The organism is Kitasatospora sp. cg17-2, from assembly GCF_054031055.1.
Genome location: NZ_CM132923.1, coordinates 3,857,555 through 3,878,703, shown reverse-complemented (window position 1 = coordinate 3,878,703; position 21,149 = coordinate 3,857,555). Strand labels below are relative to the sequence as shown.

Below are 21,149 nucleotides of genomic sequence, written 5' to 3'. Positions count from 1 at the left end.
GAGGGTTCCAGGGAATCTTGGGGAAATTGGGAAGGCCGGCACCCCGAGGGGCGAAGCGCCGGTGCGGACGCCGAACTCCCTGTTGCGGATCCCCCCGGGAAGGCCGCGCCCTTTCCGGGGTCAACTGTGCCACCCCGGTGGGCCGGAGGCTGCTTCGAACCTCGCCCCGGCCGTTGTCGGCTCCGGTCGGACTTCCTCCACGACCGTCACCGCGAGGGCGGCCACCGCACGGCCGAGCAGCCGCCTCGCTCCCGCGCGCCCGGCCTGACCGGCTGCCCGGTCGGCCAGGTCGGGGGCGCACCCCATCGTCCCCGGGGTCGGGAGCCGCCGTCCATCTGCCGATCGGCGGGAGCAGGCTCCTCCCCGAAGCGCAGGCGGAGCCCCAACGGGCCGTGCTGCTAGCGTCCCGGCATGACCAGAGCCACGAGGTATGCGATACCGGCGGTCGTGCTCGCGTTCCTGCTCGTACCGCTCGGCCTGATCGCCCTCCGAGACGTCCTCACCGAACCGCCGCCGCCGAGCCCGGTCGGCCGGTGGGCCGGGCAGGGGGCGGACGGAACGCGGCTGGAGCTGGTGGAGGGCGGGCGGCTCGGCCCGTCGGTGGTACCGGCCGCCGCTTGCCTCGAACCTGCGGCGGCCAAGGGGGCGGGCAACTGGTTGGAGGTGGCGGACGGCACCTGGGAAGCCTCCTACGACCCGGATTCCGGTAACGTGGTGACGATCCGCTTCGACGCGCCCCGGCACTGCTACCTCACGCTGACGAGCAAAGTCACGGAGGGCGAAGGGCACCGACTCATCGGGGGCATGCACACCGCCCCGCTCACCTTGTGGACGCTGGTCCGGGGTTGATGTGGGTTCAGGACCCGCTCAGGATCTCCCGAATCACATGCCGGGCGTTCTCCGCCATCGCCGGATTGGTCTCCCGGTAGTACGGCAGCGCGTTCAACGCCAGCGCCAGTGCCCGGCCGCGCCCGCGCCGCCAGGTGGCGTCGTCCACGTCGAGGGCTGCGCGGTAGACCGCGCGCGCTTCGGGCGGCAGCAGGTTCCACGCGGGCATCAGGTCGCAGGACGGGTCGCCGACGCCCGCGCAGCCGAAGTCGATCACCCCGCTGAGCCGCCCGCCCCCGTCCACCAGCAGATTGCCCGGCATCAGGTCGGAGTGCAGCCACACCGTCCGCCCGTCCCAGGCCGGGGCGGCCAACGCGTCCTCCCAGACGGCGGTCACGGCCGCGCAGTCGACGCCCTCCTCGGGCAGCGCCCGCAGCTCCCCGATAGCCGTCCTGGTCTCCTCGTCGAGCAGCCCGATCGGCCCGCCCCGGTAGGAGGGCGGGGCGTCCGGCAGGGTGAGCGAGCGGATCGCGGTCACGAAACCGGCGAGGTCCTCGGCCAGCCGCACCGGCTCGCGCAGCGCTCCCGGCCGCGGGTTGGCGCCGTCCTGCCAGCGGTACACCGACCACGGCCACGGGTACCCCTCGGCGGGTCCGCCCGCGCCGAGCACCTCCGGAACGGCGACGGGCAGGAGCGGCGCCAGCCTCGGCAGCCACTCCTGCTCCATCAGTACGTCGGGTGCCCCCCAGTCCACCAGCGGCAGCCGGACCACCATCGCCTCGCCCAGCCGGTACATGGCGTTGACGGTGCCGCCGGAGGGGAAGCGCGTCACCGGCAGCCCGGCCCACTGCGGGAACCGGTCGGCGACCAGGCGCCGGACGAGGTCCTCGTCGATGGGGTGCTGGCCGGGGTGCAGGTGCACGGTGTCGCTGTTCATGGGGCACCATCCGACCGCCGTGCGGCCGGGCGGGGCAAATGGTTTTCGGCTGCCCCCGCCGCGTCTCAGCGGCCGGTGACCCGCAGGGCCGCCACTGCGTCCGCGGCGGGGACGGCCGGGGCCGTCGGGCCGCAGAGCGTCTTCACCGCGAGCGCGACGACCGCCGTCTCCAGCCCGGACTGGTCGGCGCCCTCGTACGGGTTGTACGACAGCGCCACCTGCCGCTTGCCGTCCGCCGTGCCGAACATCAGCGTCCCCCAGCCCGGCAGACCCCCGTCGTGGCCCCACAGCGGGCCGCAGCCGAAGTCCGCGTTGGCCACGCCGAGCCCGTACGAGCTGTGGCCCGACCCGGTCGGCACCGTGGTGGTGAGCGCGGTCTGCTCGGCGGGCCGCAGCAGCTTGCCGCCGAACAGGGCGGCGTGGAAGCGGTCGAGGTCGGCGGTGGTGGAGATGCCGTTGCCGGCCGCGTCGCCGACGGTCGGGTTGAGCCTGGTGATGTCCGCCGGCCCCTCCGGCAGCTTCGCGTAGGCATGCGCGTTCGGGCCGGGTATCCCGGTCTCCGAGCCGGGGAACACGGTGTCGTCCAGGTGCAGCGGCCGGACGATCCGCCGCGTCACCTCGCTCTGCCAACTGTGGCCGGTGAGCTTGTTGATCAGCATGCCGGCCAGGATGTAGTTGGTGTTCGAGTACTTCCATCCCTGGCCCGGGGCGAAGTAGGGCGCGTGCGCGACACCGATCGCGACCAGCTGCTCCGGCCGGTAGTCCTGCCAACGGCGGTTCCCGAGCGCGTAGTCGCGCAGGCTCGCCTCGTCCTGGAAGAAGAACTGCGGGTCCTCCAGGTAGTCGTACAGACCGCTGGAGTGGTTGAGCAGCTGGCGGACGCTGATCGCGCCGCCGTTGGGGACGACGCCCGGCAGGTGGCGCTCGATCGGGTCGTCCAGCCGCAGTCGTCCCTCCCCGGCCAGCTGCAGCAGGACCGTGGACACGAAGGCCTTGGTGACACTGCCGATCCGGAACCGGCCGTCCGGCCTGACCGGCTGCCCGGTGGCCAGGTCGGAGGTGCCCACCGCGTCGCGCCAGACCCGCCGGCCGTCCTCCCGGACCTCGGCGAACGCGGCCGTCGAGGCGCCGTCCGCGAGGAACGCCTTCAGCTCCGCCCGCGCGTCGACCCCGCCGCGACGGGCGTCGGCCGCGGTGGCGGCGGGCGCCGCCACCGCGGCCGGGGCGAGCGTACCGACGGCGGCACCCGCCAGGGCGACGGCGGCCAGTCGACTGCCCAGTCGTCGTGTCCTGCTCAACTTGTCGACAACATAAGAATTCTGACGGAACGTCATGGTGAACCCCTCCGGCCCGGACCTCGGGCCCTCCGGGTTCAGGCTCGCAGTTGACCCGGCCGGCCCGCGTCATCCTGCGGACCGGCCTCGGCCGCCCCCGGCCGTCCGACGGGGGTAGCGGGTGCCCCGGTCGAACGGCGGGGGTCGGGCGGCGGCCGCTCGGTACTGGCGGTCTTGACATCGGACGGCCCCGGTGCAACGCCGCGCCCGCATCGGCGAGTTCGCCACTCGGCGCCCGACGGCGCGGCGGGCTACCGCAGTCGCGAGGAGGACAGGATCGAGGCCAGGTGCGCCACCACCATGCCCCAGGTGATCACCGCGATACCGGCCACCACCGCCCGGGTCGGGCCGAGGCCGCCGACCGCCGCGTCGGCCACCGCCGCCGCCAGCAGCACCAGCGAGGCCTCGATGCCGTTGGTCACCCGGTGGATCTTGAACACCGACGCCAGCCGGCGCGCCGTCGCGATGCCCTGCGAACGCGGCTGCGTCGACTCCTCGTCCGCCGGAGCCAGCCCGCTGCGCGCCCGCGCCACGTCCACCAGATCCGTCGACGCCTTCAGCAGCACCACGCCGAGCGCCGCCGCCAGGCCCACCGACACCCACAGCTCGGACCCGCCCCGGGCCGCCCGGACACCCGCGCCGACCATCAGCGCCGCGTCCGCCAGATACGCGCCGAGCCGGTCCACGTAAACCCCGGCGGTGCTGAACTGCCGCTTCCAGCGGGCCACCTCGCCGTCGACGCAGTCGAACAGCAGGAACCCCTGGAACAGCACCGCCGCCAGCACCGCGCCCGGCAACCCGGGGACCAGCAGCGCCGCCCCCGCCCCGACCCCGCAGACCACCATCAGCCAGGTCAGGGTGTTCGGCGACACCGAGGTCCGCACCAGCTGCCGGGTGACCCGCAGCGACACAGCGCGCATGTAGAGCCGGCCCGCCCAGTGCTCCCCGTTGCGGCTCGCCAGCTTCGCCCGCGGCTGACAGACCTCCCGCAACTCGGCCAACGCCGGCGCAGCGACCGCCATGACCCCACCCTTCCCTTCACCCGAGTCCACTGGGTCCACCTGTGTGATCGTTCCGGCCGACCGGCCCAAACGATCACACAGGCTAGAGGAGGCCGGGCGGACCGGCCGACCCGGCCTCAGGCCAGCGCCGGAACCGCCGGCTCCGGGGCCCCGTCCCGGTACAGCCAGGCCCGCTCGGCCGCCGTCCAGGTGCTGGTGGTCAGCAGGTAGACCGCGGCCGCCAGCGGGACGAGGGCGGCGAACAGCACGGTGCCGAAGGAGAGGTACGGCAGGAGGGCGAGCGCGGGCTGTGCCTGCGCGCCCTGGCCCTGGGCCGGCTGCGGCGCCTGTGCGGCCTGCTTGGCCTGGGCCCGGCGGGCCCGCCGGAAGTTGACGTACCCCAGCGCCGCCAGCCCCGCGTACAGCACCGCGAACACCGCCCACTCGCCCGCACCGTGCGCCGAACCCACGTGCAGCCCCAGCGGGGCGCCGAACAGGGTGTGGCCGAGCAGGTCGTTCGGAGTGGTGAACAGCCGGTACATCACGGAGAAGAAGGGGATCTGCACCAGCATCGGCAGGCAGCCCGCGAACGGCGAGGCCTTCTCCTCCCGGTACAGCTCGGCGAGCGCGGCCTGGAGCTTCTCCGGACGGCCCTTGTGCTTGCGGTTCAACTCGGCGATCCGCGGCGCCAGCCGGGCCCGCGCCTTCTCGCCGCGCGAGGCCGCCCGCGCCAGCGGGTGCAGCGCCAGCCGGACGCAGACGGTGAACAGGACGATCGCGAGCGCGGTCGGGACGACCTGCGCGAACGCGGCGACGACATCGTGGGCCAGGCCGACGGCCGGGTCGAGGATTGCGAAAACGGACATGGTGGAGCGAGCCCTCCGGGGGTCTCGGGGTACGAGTGATCGACGGAGGACGGCCGCGACGGGCCGGTGGTGAAGGAATCCCCGGTGCTAGGCGGCCGCCGGGACCGCTCCCGGGGCCCTCGGGCGCTGACGGCCCCGGGCATCCGGATCACGCTGCGGGAGGAAGGCCGTCCGGAACGCGTGCCTGCGCAGCACCCCGGCCCGCACACTCGCCGGCGCCCGCGCCCCCAGCGTCCGCGCGACGACCAGCGCCCCCGCGACCGCCCCGGTCAGCAGCACCACGGCGGCCGCGGCCGCCACCGACGTCAGCGACCCGCCACCCTCGGCGAGCCACTCCCCACTCAGCACCCGGAGCAGCCCGAGCAGCATCGCGACCACGGCCACGTCCCTGCCTCCTCTGCGCTCCGGACCAGTACTGCTACTGATGATGCCAGACGGGGAGACCGGCCGGGCCGGGGTTTCAGGGGGTGTGGACAGCGCTGACCCAAACCTGGCTAGTCCCGTCGGACCGGGAAGCGACGCAGACCCTGGTGCCGATGTTCTTGGCCTTGCCGGGAGTGTAGAAGTCCCCGCAGGTCAGCGGAGAAGTGGTCGAGGGAGCGGGGACGCCGATGTGTTGGAAACCGTCGAGGTCGATCTGCGGGACGTACTTGGTGTCGGCCCACCCGGAAGCGGCTAGGGAGCCTTTGTATTCCTCCAGCTCGCCCTGTGGGATTCGGAACGCGAGAACGGCGAAGTCGTCCTGGAAGCCGTTCTGGTAGCCCCACCGGACATCCTCCGCGGACACGGGGACCGTCACGTGGGCGAACCCGGACACCTCGTCCCGGTCGACGGTCATCCAGGCACCCGGTCGCCCACTGTCGGCCTTCGGATGGCGCAGGTCGTAGTCGACCCAGTAGAGCCCGGCCACCCCGGCGGCCAGGAGCAGGAGGAACACCGTGAGCAAACCGAGCAGCGGCCTCCTCCGGGAGCGTGGGGCCGCCGGGGCCGGGCGCGTCGTGGAACTCATCGGGTCTGCCTCCCGGGGTCGGTGGGACCGCCCTCGCGATCGCTGTAGCGCTCACCCGTGCCCGCCGGTACGACCGGTGCGCCGCCGCTGACCGGTCGGTCGTACGGAGTGCTCCGGCCGCTCAGGTTGTACTCCTGCGCCAGGCCGGTCTGATGGAGGCCCTGCATGTCCGAGTCCGAGACCCGCACACCGACGATGTTGGTGCTCTTGCCCGCGTCCCAGTTGTACCGGTCCCACACATTGACCTGGTACTTCATGGACACCGAGGGATTGCCGTCGGGCCCGGGCCGCACCGTGACCACGCCCGACAGCACGCATGCCTGACTGCCCACGGCGGTGAACCAGTTCGCTTGACTGCCCTCCGGGAACGTGTAGTCATTGGTCTTGGTGCGCGGAGTCTCCACCGGCACGGCGACCGGAGCGCCGCCCGACTTCTGGTAGGCGGCCAGTGCCGTCTCCCGCCACTGGGCGTCGTTCGCGGTGAGCAGGGTCGCCACATGGTCGCGGAACTGCGGGTCGTCGCGAAGCATCCGGTCCACGTCCACAGTCAGCGGCTCTCCGGTCCCGTCGAGGAAGTGCTGCAGATTGCGGGCCGCGTCCGTGCGGCCCGCGAAGGTGCCGCCGGCCATGAGCAGCCCGGCGAACGCACGGAACGAGTGTTCGCCGACACCTGGTTCGCGGGAGTAGAACGGACCGGCCCCGCTGTCCGGAGCCGTCCACACATAGGTCGGGTCGAGAACCCCGGCTTCGAGCAGGCGGCCCGGTGCCAGGTCCAGCAGCTGCGCGCGGACGGCCGGGTCCACCGTCGCCCACCAGGCCGGAATGTCCTTGCGGTCCTTCGGCATGCCGACCGCGCCGAGCAGATCGGCCTTGGCCTCCGCCACCGCCCCCGGCCGGGTCGCCGGGTCGACCTCGGCCGGGTCGAGGGTGCGCAGCGCCGCCGCGGCCGTCGCATCGGCCTCGGTGGCGGCCGCCACCGCCTTCCGCATCGCCTCGACGTGCTGCTGCAGCTCCTCCCACTGCCGCCGCCGGTAGGCGACCGCGTCGGGGTCGTTGCGGTCCTCCGGCGGGAGCGGGGGCAGGGTGACGGTGCCGTCGGTGGTGACGGTGGCGCCGAGGGCCTCGGCGTCGCCGATGGCGCGCCTCAGGTCCTGCTGGGCGCGGGTGAACGCGGACGTGGCCCGGCGGAGGGCGGCGGTGACGGCGAGGGCCTCGTAGTGGAAGGCGGTCAGCTCGTCGGCGAGCAGGCCGATCTCCCGGGTGGCCTCGTCGGCCGCGACACCGGTCCAGGCGCGGGCGCCGCCGGCGGCGAGGGGGCTCGGCGCCGCCCCGGTGAGCGGCTGGAGGACGCCGGAGCGCACCTGGCCGGCGAGCTGTTCGGCGTGCCCGGCGAGGCCGTTCCAGGTGTCCCCGGCCCGGTCGAGCGGGGCGAGGGCGGCGTGCCGGAGCCGGTCGAAGGTCACCACGGCTCAGGGCGCCCGGAACGCGGAGGCGGCACCGGTGTCGGCCGACCGGTAGGCGGTGGCGGTGGCGTCCAGCCGGTCGGCGGCGAGGCCGAGGCGCTGGTCGAGGCCGGTCCAGCGGGTCTTCCACCAGCCGAGGACCTGGGTGAGCGCGGCGCCGGTGGCGAAGCCGTCGGCGGTCAGGGCGGTGGCGGCGGCGCCGGTGTCCGGTTCGGCGTGACCGACGGCCTGCCGCAGTTCGCCCTGGAGGCGGCGGGAGGCGGTGGCGGCGAGCCGGAGGGCGGGCGGTTCGACGTGGACGGGTGCGCCGGCCGAGGGGCCGTCCGCCCAGGGGCCCGGTCCGGCGGCGGGGCGGGGGAGGCCGGGCGGTGGGCCGTCCTGGCCGTGGAGCCAAGGATTCTGCTGTGCTTCGGCGGTCGTGTCGGCCACGGTCGGAGCCCCCCAGCGTGATCGGTCGATGTCGTACGGTAACGCGGCGGCGGCCCCGGGGCGGCGGATTTTCGACGGACCGGTGCGCGAGGCGTAGCCGCGGGTGCTACACGGGGCTACCTTGGAAAGCATGAAGACGATTACCCAGCGGGAGTTCCGGAACAACTCCGCCGCGGTGATGGACGCGGTGGAGGCGGGGGAGATCTTCCACATCACCAGGAACGGGGTCGAGGTCGCCGAGCTGCGGCCGGTGGCGGGGCGCCGGCGGCTCACGGCCGAGGAACTGGTGGCGCGGCACGTGAAGCTGCCGCGGGTGGACTACCAGCAGATGCGCAAGGAGTCCGAGGAGTACTTCGGGCCGGAGGAGCTGGTCGGGGACGAGGACGGCGACCCGTTCGAGCGGCCGCGTGGCTGAGCGGCGGCGGGCGGCCCGGCGGCGGCCCGCCGGGGTGCTGGACACGTGTGTCTACATCGACCTGGCGCTGCTCGGCCCGGGCGATCTGCCGGCGGTGCCGGAGCTGACCGCGATCACCTTCGCGGAGCTGCAGCAGGGTGTGTCGATGGCCCGTGACCCGGTCAGCCGGGCGGCCCGGCTGGAGGTGCTGGGCGCGGCGATGGCGGACTTCGAGCCGCTGCCCTTCGACGGGGCCGCCGCCGCCCGCTACGGGACCCTGGTGACGCTGACGATCGCGGCCGGGCGGCAGCCGCGGCCGCGGCGGATCGATCTGATGATCGCCGCGATCGCCTCCGCGCACGGGCTGCCGCTGTACACGCGCAACATCTCGGACTTCAAGGGGCTGGGCTCGGCGGTCGAGGTCATCGGGATCTGAACGGCCCCGTGCCCGTGCCCGCGCCCGCGCCTGCGGCAGGGCGCGGGCACGGGCACGGGCGGCCGACGGAGCGGCTCAGGCGGGAACGGCCTCCAGCCGGACGGCGGTGCCGGTGGCGGCCGAGGCGCGGGCGGCCTCCAGCACGGTCAGGGTGGCGACGGCGTCCTGCGGGTCGACCGGCGGCGGGGTGCCGGGGGTGGCCAGGGCGGCGGCGACGCCCGCGTAGAAGGCGGGGTAGTCGCCGGGGTCGGTGGGCAGCGGGGTCGTGGACCCGTCGGTGCCGAGGGTGCCGTACTGGTCGGGGTCGTCGGCGCCCCAGGGCATGGTGCCGTCGGGGCGCAGGCCGGTCCGGAGGGCCGCCTCCTGCGGGTCCATGCCGGGCTTGACGTATCCGGCGGCGTCGCCGAGGACCCGCAGCCGGGGGCCGACGAGCGGGGCGATCGCGCTGGTCCACAGGTGGGAGCGGGTGCCGTTGGCGTGGGTGAGGGCGAGGAAGGCGTCGTCGTCGACCACCGCGCCGTCGCGCCGCACGTCGATCTCCGCGTACACCGTGTCGACCGGCCCGAAGAGGGTGAGCGCCTGGTCGACGAGGTGGCTGCCGAGGTCGTAGAGGGTGCCGCCGACCTCGGCCGGGTCGGCGAGCTCGCGCCAGCCGGGCTTCGGCTTGGGCCGGAACCGCTCGAAGCGGGACTCGAAGCGGTGCACCCGGCCGAGCGCGCCCTCGCGGACCAGTCGCGCGGCGGTGAGGAAGTCGCCGTCCCAGCGGCGGTTCTGGAACACGGTGAGCAGGGTGCCGCTCGATCCGGCGAGCGCGCAGAGCTCGCGGGCCTCGGCGGCGGTGGCGGCGAGCGGCTTGTCGACCACGGTGGCCAGTCCGGCCCGCAGGGCGGCGCGGGCGAGCGGGGCGTGGGTGCGGTTGGGGGAGGCGATGACGACCAGGTCGAGCGCGTCGGGGTCGGCGAGCAGCTGCTCGGGGGTGTCGACGGCAAGGGCGTCGGGGTGCTCCTGCCGCAGCTGGGCGCGGCGGTCGGGGTTGGCGGTGACCACCGCGGCGAGCCGGAGTCCGGGGGTGGTGGCGATCAGAGGGGCGTGGAAGGCGGAGCCGGCCAGGCCGTAGCCGATCAGACCGACGCGGAAGGGCGGGCGGGAGCCGGGAGCTCCGGGGGCGGCGGGGCGCGCGGAGGTGGTCATGCGCCCTACTCAACCACGGTGCGCCCGGTTGGCCCCGGTTTCGGCGTCGGGCCGCGGCGTTCGGGCCGGGGTGTGCCGGGGTGTGCCGGGGTATTCGGACCCGGGCATGCGCACCCGGGCATGCGGTCCGGGGCATGCGCGCCCGGGGCGTGCGGACCGGCGTCGGCAGCGCTGTCCGCTCAGGTGTTGCCGCCGCCGCGGTGGGGGCGCGGCGGCGGCAGACCCGGGTGGAGACCGGCGGTGGTGGCCGCCGGGCGCCGGTGTGGGGGACCCGGCGTGGCGCTCACGTTAACCGCGCCGGGCCGCGCCGCTGAGGGTCATCGGTGCGGTTAGGGGCGGCTTAAGGACACCTTGAGGAGCGGCCGGCCCGCGCCGGGCGGCGGCGGCCACGGCGAAGGCCCTCCCGCGCCGGAAGCGGGAGGGCCTTCGAGGTGCCGTGGGACCGAGGACCGGTGACCGGGCCTCAGATCAGGTCGACCAGGTCCGCGATCGAGTCGACCACCTGGGTCGGCCGGTACGGGAAGCGCTCCACCTCGCCGGCCAGGGTGAGGCCGGTGAGGACCAGGAAGGTCGACATGCCGGCCTCCATGCCGGAGACGATGTCGGTGTCCATCCGGTCGCCGATCATCGCGCTCCGCTCGGAGTGGGCGCCGATGGCGTTCAGGCCGGCGCGCATCATCAGCGGGTTGGGCTTGCCGACGAAGTAGGGCTCCACACCGGTGGCCTTGGTGATGAGGGCGGCGACCGAGCCGGTGGCGGGGAGCGCGCCCTCGGCCGACGGGCCGGTCTCGTCCGGGTTGGTGGCGATGAACCGGGCGCCGTCGTTGATCAGTCGGACGGCCTTGGTCATCGCCTCGAACGAGTACGTCCGGGTCTCGCCGAGGACGACGAAGTCGGGGTCGGTGTCGGTGAGCACGTAGCCGACGTCGTGCAGCGCGGTGGTCAGACCGGCCTCGCCGATCACGTACGCGGTGCCGTTCGGGCGCTGGTCGGAGAGGAACTTCGCGGTCGCCAGCGCGGAGGTCCAGATGTGCTCGGCGGGGACGTCCAGGCCCATCCGGGAGAGCCGGGCGTGCAGGTCGCGCTGGGTGTAGATGGAGTTGTTGGTGAGCACCAGGAACGGCTTGCCGGACTCACGCAGCCGCTTGATGAAGGCATCGGCGCCGGGGATCGGCACGCCCTCGTGGATGAGGACCCCGTCCATGTCGGTCAGCCAGGTGTCGATGGGCTTGCGGTCTGCCACGGTGGTGTCTCCTAGGTCTTGCGATGGTTCGAAAATCGCACCGGACCGGACACCAGCGGCCGGCCGGGCGCCAATGGCTGCCCCAACAGCGATCAGCCTAGTCGTCCCGGGCCGCCGCACGTAGGGGCCGCCGACCGGTGGACCGGGGCGGTGGGCCGGGACTGGCTGGTCTAGCCTCTGCACTGCTGTCGCGGGCCCCGCACCGGTCGATGTTTCGGGCGGGCCCGCTCGCTGTGTGCACCGAGGAGGGGCGGATGAGCACCACGGGGGAGCTTCCGGCGGAGGCCGAGGAATCGGCGGTCGGGAAGGGGGAACGGTCGGCGGGGAGACGGCCGGACGCGGAACGACCGGAGGGGAGAGGGCCGGAGGGGGGACGACCGGACGAACAGCGGGCCGGGGGGCCGCCGGAGAAGCGGGTCACCTGGGCGGAGCTGTACTTCGATCTGATCTTCGTCTTCGCCATCACGCAGGTGTCGGGCCTGCTGCACCACCGCCACGACCTGCTCGGGATCGGGCAGGCGCTGGTGGTGTTCGTGCCGGTCTACTGGTGCTGGGTCGGCACCACGGTGCAGGCCAACATCCGCGACGTGGACACCCCGCGCGACCGGCTGGGCATCCTGGCCGTCGGGTTCACCGGCCTGGTCATGGCGCTGGCCGTGCCCGGCGCGTACGGGAACCGGGGCGTGCTGCTCGGCGCCGGGTACTGGGCGGCCCGGGTGGTGCTGCTGTTCCTGCTGGTGCGCATCCCGGGGGTCTGGCGCGGGCCGTACGGGGTGGGCGTGCTGGTCAGCGGGCCGCTGCTGGTGGCGGGCGGGCTGCTGCCGGAGGGGCCGAGGGTCTGCCTCTGGGCCCTGGCGGCGCTCTGCGACCTGTCCGGGCCGGTGGTGTTCCGCCGCAAGCTGGCCGCCGTCTCCTACCACCCGTCGCACATGCCGGAGCGGTTCGCGCTGTTCCTGCTGGTGGCGCTCGGCGAGTCGATCGTCGGGATCGGCGCGAGCGCGGCCTCGGTCCGTCTCGACGCGGCCGAACTCGTCGCGGTCGCGGCCGCGTTCACCATCTCGGCCGGGCTCTGGTGGCAGTACTTCGTCTTCGCGGCCGACGCCATGCGGCACGCCGTCACCGTCGCCGACTCGCGCCGGGACCTGGTCCGCCGGGTCTTCCAGTACGGGCACCTGGCGCTGGCGGCCTCGGTCATCGCGGTGGCGGTGGGCTTCGGCGAGACGGTGGCCGATCCCCGCCGGTCGCTGGGCGCGGCCTCGGTGGGGCTGCTGTACGGGGGGTGCGGACTGTATCTGCTGACCTTCGGCTACACGCGCTGGATGATGTTCCGGTCGGTCGCCACCACCCGGATCGTGGCGGCGGCGGTGGTCCTGGCGCTCGCGCCCGCGATGGTGCGGTGGCCGGCGCTCGCCGCGCTGGTGACGCTCGCGGTGGTGCTGGTGGTGCTGAACGTGGTCGAGCACCGGCGGGTGAACGCGGCGGCGGCGGTCGCGGAACCGGCCGCGGAAGCGGACCGGGAGGCGGGTGCGGAAGCGGCCGGGGACCCGGTTGTCGGTGGGCCTGTGTAGCGTTCGGGGTGAAAGAGGGCGTACGGCGCGAGGGGCGCGATATGCCCGCAGGTCGGGGCGGTTCCGCGGTGAGCGGCCGTTCGGTGGGAGGTAGATGTCGTCGTGACGGACACGGTCGAGGCGAGCGTGGGCGGGGCCGAATCGGGAGCCGGTCTGGAGCTGCCGGAGTCCTGGCGGGAGGTGCTGGGCGCCGAGACGGAGAAGCCGTACTTCGCCGAGCTGGCGGCCTTCGTGGCGGCCCAGCGCGCGGAGCACCAGGTCTTCCCGCCGAGCGGGCAGGAGTTCTCCGCGCTGGAGGCCACGTCGTACGAGAAGGTCCGGGTGCTCGTGCTCGGCCAGGACCCGTACCACGACGACGGCCAGGCCCACGGGATGAGCTTCTCGGTGCTGCCCGGCACCCGGACGCCGCCCTCGCTGCGCAACATCTTCAAGGAGCTGGACGCCGACCTCGGCATTCCGGCGCCGGACAACGGCTACCTGATGCACTGGGCCGAGCAGGGCGTGCTGCTGCTCAACGCGGTGCTCACGGTCCGTGCGCACGAGGCCAATTCGCACAAGGCCAAGGGCTGGGAGAAGTTCACCGACGCGGTGATCCAGGCGGTGAGCGCGCGCGAGGAGCCGGTGGTCTTCGTGCTCTGGGGCAACTACGCCAAGAAGAAGCTGCCGCTGATCGACACCGAGAAGCACGTGGTGGTCCAGGGCGCGCACCCGTCGCCGCTGTCCGCCAAGCTGTTCTTCGGCAGCCGCCCGTTCTCGCAGATCAACACCGCGCTGGAGGGCTTCGGCGTCGACCCGATCGACTGGCGGATCCCGGACCTCAAGCAGGCCTGAGCCGGTCCGGGCCGAGCCGCCCGGACCGGATCGTCTCCTGACGGTCCGTCTCCGCGCCGCGGGCCGCCCGTCGTTCACCTTCCGGTGGACGGCGGGCGGTACCCGGTGTGCGAAGCTGGGGCCGGACCGGGTCGCCGGGCCGGATCTGGGAGGGGCGGTACGTGCGCCGAGTTGGGCGAGGGGCTGGGTTCCGGCCGGCCGTGGGGGCGGTAGTGCTGGGGCTGGTGGCGGGGATCGCGGGCTGCGCCGGGGGGAGCCCGACGGGAGCGGTCGTTCCCGCCACCACACCCGCGGCGGTCGTGCCCGGGGCGGCGCCGGGGGTAGCGACCGCGTCCGGGCCGCCGGTGTCCGGCGCCCTGCCGCAGCTCCCCGGTCAGACCTTCTACGTCTCCGACCGGACCGCCGCCGCCCAGCAGGTGGCCGCCCTGCGCGGCCAGGGCCGGACGGCGGAGGCGGACACCCTGCTGCGGATCGCCTCCCGGCCCTCCTCGCAGTGGCTGACCGACCAGTCCGCCCGGGCCACCGCCGAGCAGGTGAGCCGGCGGGCCGCCGAGGCGGACCGGACGCCGGTCCTCGTCGCGTACAACATCCCGCACCGGGACTGCGGTCTCTACTCGGCCGGCGGCGCCACCGACGCGGCCGCCTACCGGGCCTGGGTCACCGGGCTCGCGGAGGCGCTCGGTGACCGCCGGGCCTGGGTGGTGCTGGAGCCCGACGCGGTCGCGCACACCCTGGACGCCTGCGGGGTCAAGGGCGACGCCGCCGCCGAGCGCTACGGCCTGCTGGCCTTCGCCGTCCAGGAGTTGAAGAAGCGTCCGCAGGTGCGGGTCTACCTGGACGCGGGCAACCCCGGCTGGGTGCAGGACCGGGCCGCGCTGGCCGAGGCCCTGCGCAAGTCCGGGGTCGCGGCGGCCGACGGCTTCGCGCTGAACGTCTCCAACTTCTACGCCACCGACCGCAGTACCGCGTACGGGGCCCAGCTGTCCGCCCTGCTGGACGGCAAGCACTTCGTCGTCGACACCAGCCGCAACGGCAACGGCCCGCTGGGCGCGGAGGCGTGGTGCAACCCGCCCGGCCGCGCGCTCGGCACGCCGCCCACCACGGAGACCGGGCAGCCGGGGGTGGACGCCTTCCTCTGGATCAAGAACCCGGGCGAGTCGGACGGCGAGTGCGGCCGGGGCGAGCCCCGGGCGGGCGAGTTCTGGCTCCCGTACGCGCTGGGCCTGGCGACGGCCGCCCCCGCCGCCGGGTAGGCCGCCGCCGGGTAGGCCGCCGCCGGACACCCCGCAGGGGTCCCCGGGTCCCTAGCCGGTCGCGCCGAGGAAGCTCTCCCAGCCGCCGGCCGGCGCCTGCCCGACGTTGAGGGTGCGCAGCTTGCGGAGGGTGGACTGGTCCTGCACCTCCAGCCACTCGACGAACTGCTTGAACGAGACCAGCCGGACCTCGGGCTTGCCCGCGATCGTCTTGAGGGTCTCCTCGACGGCGTCCATGTAGATGCCGCCGTTCCACTGCTCGAAGTGGTTGCCGATGAAGAGCGGCGCGCGGTTGCCGTTGTAGGCGCGGTCGAAGCCGGCCAGGTAGGAGTCCCTGGCCTGGGTGCGCCAGTCGTTGAACTTGGCCGGGTCCCCGTTGGTGACCTTCGACTGGTTGGCCAGGATGTTGTAGTCCATGGAGAGCACCTGGAAGGTGTGTCCGGGGAACGGGATGCTCTGCAGCGGGAGGTCCCAGACCTTCCCGTCCTGCACCTTCTGGGGCCAGATCTGCTGGCCGCCCTGGGAGCTGGCGTCGTACTTCCAGCCGAGCGCGGCGGCCGTCGGCAGCAGGGCCTTCTGCCCCTCCAGGCACGGGGTGCGGCCGCCGATCAGCTCCTTCTTGTAGTCGAAGGGGAGCGGGTCGACGTCGGTGAAGCCGGTGTTGGTCCGCCACTGGGTCACGAAGCCGACGGCCTGGTCGATCTCGCTCTGCCAGTCCTGGGGGCTCCACTTGTTGACGCCGTTGCCGTCCGGGCGGGTCGAGCAGAAGTGGCCGTTGAAGTGGGTGCCTATCTCGTGGCCGGCCAGCCAGGCCTGGCTGACGAGCTTGATGGTGTTCTTGACCGCGCCGTCCGACAGATAGGGGATGTCGGAGGCGCCGACCGAGTGCAGCGGCGGGTGGTACAGCTCGGACCTGCCCTTGGGCAGGGTGTATATGCCGGAGAGGAAGAAGGTCATCGAGGCCTTGTGCTCCTCGGCGAGCTTGAGGAACCGGGGGAACTGGCCGTCGTCGGTCGCTCCGGCGCCGTCCCAGGAGAACACCACGAACTGCGGCGGGCGCTCGCCGGGCTTGAGCTTCTCCGGCTTGGGCTGGTTGGGCTGCGGGCCGGTGTCGGAGGTCGAGCCGTCGCCGATCGGCGTGCCCTTGGCCGGGGTGCCGCTCGGGGAGGCGCCGGTTCCGGTGCTCGCCCCGCCGGTGGTGGGGGCGGGGGCGGGGCCCGAACCGGACCCGGAGGCGGAGGCCGATCCCGAGCCGCCCCCGGAGCAGGCCGTCACCGCTCCGAGGGCCGCGGTCGCGGCGGTGGCTGTGAGCACGGTCCTGCGCGAGATGCTGCCCATCGTCTCCCCTGGGGTCGTTCCGGACCGGGTATGGCCGTGGCCGTGCCCGCATCAGTCAATTCGGACAATTGAGTGATTATCCGTCGTTAGGATTGCATGCGAACACACGGGTCACCAAGGAACCGGGGGTCGCCGAACATGAACACGCTCGGCACGCCTGTGCGGGATGCGAAGAAATGTCTTCTGTTGCCGTCCTGTGACGCTTCGCCCGATTCGAGGGGCGTGCCGTCGCGGCGTCAGCCGAGCGGGATCCGGCGGTTGCGGCGCACGATCCGCGCGATGGCGGTGCTCACCGCGGTGGCCGCGGTGCAGGAGACCGCGAGGCTCAGCCAGGCGGTGTCGAACCAGTGGCTGTTGAGCCAGCCCAGGGTCACGATGTAGGCCGCCCAGATCATCGCGGCCAGCGCCGACCAGCGCAGGAAGCGGTGGGGGTGCGCGGGGGAGTGGCCGATGGCCAGGTCGAGAATGGTCCGCCCGGCCGGGACGAAGCGGGCGACCACGACCATGACGGCCGCCGCCCGGGTGGTGCGCGAGTCCAGCGCGTGCTGCACCCGTGCCACGCTCGCCGCGAGCTTCGGCCGGTGTTCCAGTCGCCGGTTGACCATGGGCGCGCCGCGCCGGGCCAGCTGGAGCAGCAGCAGATCGCCGAGGAAGGAGGCGGTGGCCACGCCCAGCCCGAGCAGTACGGGCGCGCCGTCTATCTGTGCCGTCTTGAGCACCGCGAGTATGACGAGCGTCCCGCTCGGGATGAAGGGGAGGAAGGCGTCGCCGAGCACGGCGCAGAGCGCCAGGGCACAGATCCACGAGGATCCGGCCAGTGTCGCGATGTCCATGTGCTTCCTCCCTCCAGGCTGCCCGGGGGAGCAGTGGTTGCAAGGGACAACGCTAGCGCCTCGACTTTTCATGCCATGAAGCACCCCGGCTGTGCGCCGGCTCACAGGATCCGGGCCGCACCGGCCGGACAGCGGCCCCGTCCGGGCCCGGGAACAGGCGGGGCCGGGGCCCGGAGCGGCGTGGTGGCGGGCCCGGGATCGGCGCGGGCGCGGGCCCGGAACTGGCACGAGCCCCCGGGGCGGGGTGCCGCTCCGGGGGCTCGCGGGGATCGGTCGGCGCTGGTCCAGCCCGACGATCTTGCTGTTGAGTGCGGATCCGGTTGGGTGATCCGCCGGGAACCAAGCCTGCCGGACGCCGGACACCGCCCGCGAGCCCTCCGACTGGCGACTTCCCGCGCTGGCGTGAAGTCGCCACGGGTGTTCGTCCGCTGGCTCTGTGTCAACCAGGACCCGGGATCCGAGGGGCCTCCGGCGACGGACGGGACGGGCGTTCGCGAACGGGTCGGCCGGGGCACGGCCCACCCGGGGCGGGGAACAGCGGGGCGGGGAACAAGGGCGACCTCGGCCGGGGTTGACCACAGTCGGCACCGGCGGCGGCACCGGCCGACCCGGTGGCCGGCACCGGTGCACCGCGCCGGCGGACGGAACGACCACGGCCAGGAGGACGGACGGTATGACGACCGAGGACAGGCGGGCGGAGCAGCGGGAGGACGGGAGCGCGGCCCCCGCCCCGGACGCGATCCGAGGGACGGCCCGGGGGACGGCGCCCGCCCCGCTGTCGATTCTCGACCTGGCCACCGTCGGGGTCGGCCACACCCCCTCGCAGGCACTCGCCGCGACCACCACGCTGGCCCGCAGCGCCGAGGAATGGGGCTACCACCGCTTCTGGGTGGCCGAGCACCACGGCATGCCCGGTGTCGCCAGCTCCACCCCGGCCGTCCTGCTGGCCCACCTCGGCGCCCACACCACCACCCTGCGGCTCGGCTCGGGCGGCGTGATGCTGCCCAACCACGCCCCGCTGGCGATCGCCGAGCAGTTCGGCCTGCTCGAAGCCCTCCACCCCGGCCGGATCGACCTCGGTCTCGGCCGTGCCCCCGGCACCGACGCCGCCACCGCCCGGGCGCTGCGCCGGGGCCTCGGCGAGGGCGCCGACGACTTCCCCCGCCAGCTCGCGGAGCTGACCCACTTCCTCGACGGCAGCTTCCCGGCCGAGCACGCCTACTCCCGGCTGACCGCGGTGCCGAAGGGCGAGGGGCGGCCGCCGGTCTGGCTGCTCGGCTCCTCCGGCTTCAGCGCCCAGCTGGCCGGCCGGCTCGGGCTGCCGTTCGCCTTCGCGCACCACTTCAGCAGCGTCAACACCCTCCCGGCCCTCGACCTCTACCGCTCGGAGTTCCGCCCCTCCGCGGTGCTCGACGAGCCGTACGCGCTGATCGGGGTGGGCGCGGTCGCGGCCGACGACCGGGACGCCGCCCGCCGCCTCGCCCGCTCCGCGGCCCTCGGCATGCTCCGGCTGCGCCGCGGCAACCCGGGCCCCATCCCCACGCCCGAGGAGGCCGAGTCCTACCCGTACAGCCCGATGGAGGCGGACTTCATCGACGAGTGGCTGGGCAACGTCGTGCTGGGCTCGCCCGGCGAGGTGGCCGACGGGCTGGAGGCGCTGCGCAAGCGGACCGGGGTGGACGAGCTGATGGTGACCTCGCACATCCACGGCCACGAGGCGCGGCTGCGTTCCTACGGGCTGATCGCCGAGGCGTACGGCTTGACCGGGGCGGCCCGGACCTCGGCCGGCTGACGGGCCCTAGCGGCTGTCCCGCCCGCCCCGGCCGCCGGGGGTGTCGCGCCCGTCGTGCCCGTCGCGGCTGTCCCGGCTGTCCCGGTTGTCGCGGAGTATGGCCGCGACGAGTTCCGCCTCGCCCGGGCGGGCGAAGTACCAGCCCTGGGCGGTGTCGCAGCCGGTGAGCCGCAGCCGTTCGGCCTGCGCGGCGCTCTCGATGCCCTCGGCGGTCACGGTCAGGCCGAGGGTGTGGGCGAGCTGCACCATCGCGCCGACGATCTGCTCGTCCGCGTCGCTCCGCCGCGCGCCGGACCCGGGGAGCTCCGCCCGGGAACCGGTCGGGGAGGGGTCGCGGAAGCCCTCGATGAAGGTGCCGTCCAGCTTCAGTACGTGCACCGGGAGCCGGGAGAGGTACGCGAGGTTCGAGTAGCCCGTCCCGAAGTCGTCGATCGCGATCCGGACGCCCATGTCGGCGAGCGCCTGGAGTGCCTGGAGCGGGCGTCCGCCGGGGCCGAGCAGCGCGCTCTCGGTGATCTCCAGCTGCAGCAGCCGGGCCGGCAGACCGGTGCTTTCGAGGGCCTGGGCGACATCGGCGACCACGTCGGAGTCCCAGATCTGCCGGGCGGCCAGATTGACGCTCACGAAGGTCTCGGTCTCGGGGAACTCCGTGAGCCAGCGCCGCGCCTGGCGGCAGGACTCCTCCAGCACCCACTTGCCGAGCGGCACGATCGCCCCGGACTCCTCGGCGAGCGGGATGAAGCGGTCCGGCGAGAGCGTCCCGTAGCGGGGGTGGCGCCATCTGACCAGGGCCTCGGCGCCGTGCACGGTACCGTCGGCGAGGCCGACCAGCGGCTGGTACTCGATGGTGAACTCGCCGCGCTCCAGCGCCGGCCGCAGCGCGGTCGCGAGCAGCTGGCGGGTCAGCTGGTGGGCACCCCGGTCGGGGTCGTAGAGGGTCCACCGGGCCCGGCCGTCGGCCTTGGACCAGTACAGGGTGGCGTCGGCGTCCTTGACCAGGTCGGTGGGGGTGGTCTCGCGCACCGAGCGCTCGACGACGCCGACGCTGGCGGTGACCACCAGCCGGTGGCCGGCCACGTCGAAGGGCCGTTCCAGGGCTTCGAGGATCCGGGCGGCCAGGTCGGTCAGCTGGTCGCTGCCCCGGCTGTCGGTCACCAGGACGGCGAACTCGTCACCGCCCATCCGTGCCACCAGCCGGCCGCCGTGCGCGGAGAAGCCGCGCCGCAGCCGGGTGGCCACGGCGATCAGCAGCTGGTCGCCGATGTGGTGGCCGAGCGTCTCGTTGATCGCGGCGAACCCGTCGAGGTCCAGGTAGCAGACGCCGACCCGGGGGCCGTCGGCCCCGTCCCCGACGGCCGGGGCGGCGGGTGCGGGCGCCGGCGGGGGCGTCGTCGACCGGTCGGCGGTGAGGCAGGCGGCGTCGAGGCGTTCGAAGAAGTACGTCCGGTTGGGCAGGCGGGTCAGCGGGTCGTGCAGGGCCTGGTACTCCAGCCGGTCGCCGAGCCGGCGCTGCTCGGTGATGTCCTCGACCAGGGCGAGGGTGTAGAGCGGCCCGCCCGCGGCGTCCCGGATCAGCGAGACGGTCAGCTTGCTCCAGACCGTCCGGCCCTCGCGGTGCTTGAGCTGCTTCTCGACCCGGAGCCGGTCGCGCTCGCCGTCGACGAGGGCCGGGAAGAGCCGGTGCGGCATGCCCTCGGGGTCGACGATCTCGTGGATGTGGGTCTGCGCGAGTTCGCCGACGGTACGGCCGACGAGCGTGGCGAAGGCGGGGTTGACCTCGATGATCCGGTCCTCGGGGTCGATCAGGGCCATACCGATACCGGCGTCCCAGAAGGCGGCCCGCAGCCTGGCCTCGCTCACCCGCAGGGCGTCCAGCAGCCGGTCGTCGCCCTCGGTGGCGGCCGGTCCCGGCTCCGGGGTCCCGTCGCCGGGGCTGTCGTCCGCCGTCCGGTGGGTGTCGCCGGAGAGCGGCCGCGCGCAGGTCGGGCAGAGCGCGGCGCCGTCGGCCACGGCATCCAGGACGGCCTGGGCGGTGCCGTTGGTGCCGGCGGCGGCGCTGCCGGGGCCGGTGCCGTTGGCGCTGCCGCCGGGGCGGACGGCGGGCGGGGGGAGACGGTGGTGCGCCCGTGGCTCCTCGCGCCGTACGCCGGGGTGGTGAGCGTCGGCCCCCTCGTTCTGGCCCGGCACGGCATGCTCCCGTCCGCTGCTGACGCTTGACGCTGGTCCGGCCGGTCACCCGACTTCGGCGGCCGGCTCCGCACCCTGCCGGGGCTCCTGGGAGGCGGGCGGCGCGGCGGAACGCTCGGGACGGAGCGGGCCGGGACGAAGCCCGCCTGAGGAACCGTGAGGAACAGGTGCTGCGGCCGATCATAGGACGCGACGGCAACGCGCGGTGACCGCCGC

At 74.0% G+C, this 21,149-nt stretch carries 20 protein-coding genes; 7 read left to right on the top strand and 13 right to left on the bottom strand.

Annotation, left to right across the window (positions count from 1 at the left end; genetic code table 11):
- Positions 1–411 precede the first annotated feature (411 nt).
- Positions 412–849, top strand: coding sequence for a hypothetical protein (locus ACW14Y_RS16015; RefSeq protein ID WP_456987289.1), 438 nt, complete (start codon positions 412–414; stop codon positions 847–849).
- 7 nt (positions 850–856) lie between these two features.
- On the opposite strand, the gene ACW14Y_RS16010 is transcribed toward ACW14Y_RS16015, so the two are convergent.
- From ACW14Y_RS16010 to ACW14Y_RS15975, 8 genes are all read right to left on the bottom strand, one after another.
- Complete coding sequence (locus ACW14Y_RS16010) at positions 857–1,765, bottom strand: aminoglycoside phosphotransferase family protein (RefSeq protein ID WP_456987287.1); 909 nt, start codon at positions 1,763–1,765, stop codon at positions 857–859.
- Between the two features lie 65 nt (positions 1,766–1,830).
- Complete coding sequence (locus ACW14Y_RS16005; protein ID WP_456987285.1) at positions 1,831–3,099, bottom strand: serine hydrolase domain-containing protein; 1,269 nt, start codon at positions 3,097–3,099, stop codon at positions 1,831–1,833.
- Positions 3,100–3,350: 251 nt separating this feature from the next.
- Positions 3,351–4,121, bottom strand: a complete 771-nt coding sequence (locus ACW14Y_RS16000) for a CDP-alcohol phosphatidyltransferase family protein (protein ID WP_380300063.1) — start codon at positions 4,119–4,121, stop codon at positions 3,351–3,353.
- Between the two features lie 116 nt (positions 4,122–4,237).
- Positions 4,238–4,966 carry a YidC/Oxa1 family membrane protein insertase gene (locus ACW14Y_RS15995; RefSeq protein WP_456987282.1) on the bottom strand — a complete coding sequence of 243 codons (729 nt, stop codon included), beginning with the start codon at positions 4,964–4,966 and terminating at the stop codon, positions 4,238–4,240.
- A gap of 87 nt (positions 4,967–5,053) precedes the next feature.
- Complete coding sequence (locus ACW14Y_RS15990) at positions 5,054–5,350, bottom strand: DUF6412 domain-containing protein (RefSeq protein ID WP_380300059.1); 297 nt, start codon at positions 5,348–5,350, stop codon at positions 5,054–5,056.
- Between the two features lie 76 nt (positions 5,351–5,426).
- On the bottom strand, positions 5,427–5,975 hold the full coding sequence (locus ACW14Y_RS15985; protein ID WP_456987280.1) for a hypothetical protein: 549 nt from the start codon (positions 5,973–5,975) through the stop codon (positions 5,427–5,429).
- Positions 5,972–7,438, bottom strand: coding sequence for a hypothetical protein (locus tag ACW14Y_RS15980; protein ID WP_456987278.1), 1,467 nt, complete (start codon positions 7,436–7,438; stop codon positions 5,972–5,974). The genes ACW14Y_RS15985 and ACW14Y_RS15980 overlap by 4 nt, the downstream gene beginning before the upstream one ends.
- Before the next feature lie 6 nt (positions 7,439–7,444).
- A complete protein-coding gene (locus ACW14Y_RS15975) occupies positions 7,445–7,867 on the bottom strand; it encodes a hypothetical protein (protein ID WP_456987276.1) in 423 nt (140 codons plus the stop codon).
- Positions 7,868–7,997: 130 nt separating this feature from the next.
- Between ACW14Y_RS15975 and ACW14Y_RS15970 the strand changes: the two genes are divergently transcribed.
- Positions 7,998–8,282 carry a type II toxin-antitoxin system Phd/YefM family antitoxin gene (locus ACW14Y_RS15970; protein ID WP_030394189.1) on the top strand — a complete coding sequence of 95 codons (285 nt, stop codon included), beginning with the start codon at positions 7,998–8,000 and terminating at the stop codon, positions 8,280–8,282.
- A complete protein-coding gene (locus tag ACW14Y_RS15965; RefSeq protein ID WP_380388831.1) occupies positions 8,275–8,697 on the top strand; it encodes a type II toxin-antitoxin system VapC family toxin in 423 nt (140 codons plus the stop codon). Before ACW14Y_RS15970 ends, ACW14Y_RS15965 begins: the two co-directional genes overlap by 8 nt.
- 75 nt (positions 8,698–8,772) lie before the next feature.
- Here the strand turns inward: ACW14Y_RS15965 and ACW14Y_RS15960 are convergent, their stop codons facing one another.
- Together ACW14Y_RS15960 and ACW14Y_RS15955 are read right to left on the bottom strand one after the other, a co-directional pair.
- Complete coding sequence (locus ACW14Y_RS15960; protein ID WP_380440398.1) at positions 8,773–9,888, bottom strand: Gfo/Idh/MocA family oxidoreductase; 1,116 nt, start codon at positions 9,886–9,888, stop codon at positions 8,773–8,775.
- A gap of 463 nt (positions 9,889–10,351) precedes the next feature.
- A complete protein-coding gene (locus ACW14Y_RS15955) occupies positions 10,352–11,131 on the bottom strand; it encodes an HAD-IIA family hydrolase (protein WP_380300047.1) in 780 nt (259 codons plus the stop codon).
- 254 nt (positions 11,132–11,385) lie between these two features.
- On the opposite strand from ACW14Y_RS15955, the gene ACW14Y_RS15950 reads away from it, so the two are divergent.
- The 3 genes from ACW14Y_RS15950 (at position 11,386) to ACW14Y_RS15940 (ending at position 14,783) form a co-directional block, all read left to right on the top strand.
- The gene (locus ACW14Y_RS15950) at positions 11,386–12,699 is read left to right on the top strand and encodes a low temperature requirement protein A (protein WP_456987273.1); all 1,314 of its coding nucleotides are present in this window, start codon (positions 11,386–11,388) and stop codon (positions 12,697–12,699) included.
- 102 nt (positions 12,700–12,801) lie between these two features.
- Entirely contained in the window at positions 12,802–13,530 is a 729-nt protein-coding gene (locus ACW14Y_RS15945) for a uracil-DNA glycosylase (protein WP_380388835.1), read from the top strand.
- Positions 13,531–13,874: 344 nt separating this feature from the next.
- A complete protein-coding gene (locus ACW14Y_RS15940) occupies positions 13,875–14,783 on the top strand; it encodes a glycoside hydrolase family 6 protein (RefSeq protein WP_380388837.1) in 909 nt (302 codons plus the stop codon).
- Positions 14,784–14,834: 51 nt separating this feature from the next.
- Here the strand turns inward: ACW14Y_RS15940 and ACW14Y_RS15935 are convergent, their stop codons facing one another.
- Positions 14,835–16,121, bottom strand: coding sequence for a polysaccharide deacetylase family protein (locus ACW14Y_RS15935; protein WP_380300039.1), 1,287 nt, complete (start codon positions 16,119–16,121; stop codon positions 14,835–14,837).
- 236 nt (positions 16,122–16,357) lie between these two features.
- Positions 16,358–16,954: a DedA family protein gene (locus ACW14Y_RS15930; protein ID WP_380300037.1), complete on the bottom strand. Its 597-nt coding sequence runs from the start codon at positions 16,952–16,954 to the stop codon at positions 16,358–16,360.
- A gap of 673 nt (positions 16,955–17,627) precedes the next feature.
- Here ACW14Y_RS15930 and ACW14Y_RS15925 point away from each other — a divergent pair.
- Positions 17,628–18,746: an LLM class flavin-dependent oxidoreductase gene (locus ACW14Y_RS15925; protein WP_380300035.1), complete on the top strand. Its 1,119-nt coding sequence runs from the start codon at positions 17,628–17,630 to the stop codon at positions 18,744–18,746.
- A gap of 6 nt (positions 18,747–18,752) precedes the next feature.
- Here the strand turns inward: ACW14Y_RS15925 and ACW14Y_RS15920 are convergent, their stop codons facing one another.
- Entirely contained in the window at positions 18,753–20,933 is a 2,181-nt protein-coding gene (locus ACW14Y_RS15920; RefSeq protein WP_456987269.1) for a putative bifunctional diguanylate cyclase/phosphodiesterase, read from the bottom strand.
- Positions 20,934–21,149 lie beyond the last annotated feature (216 nt).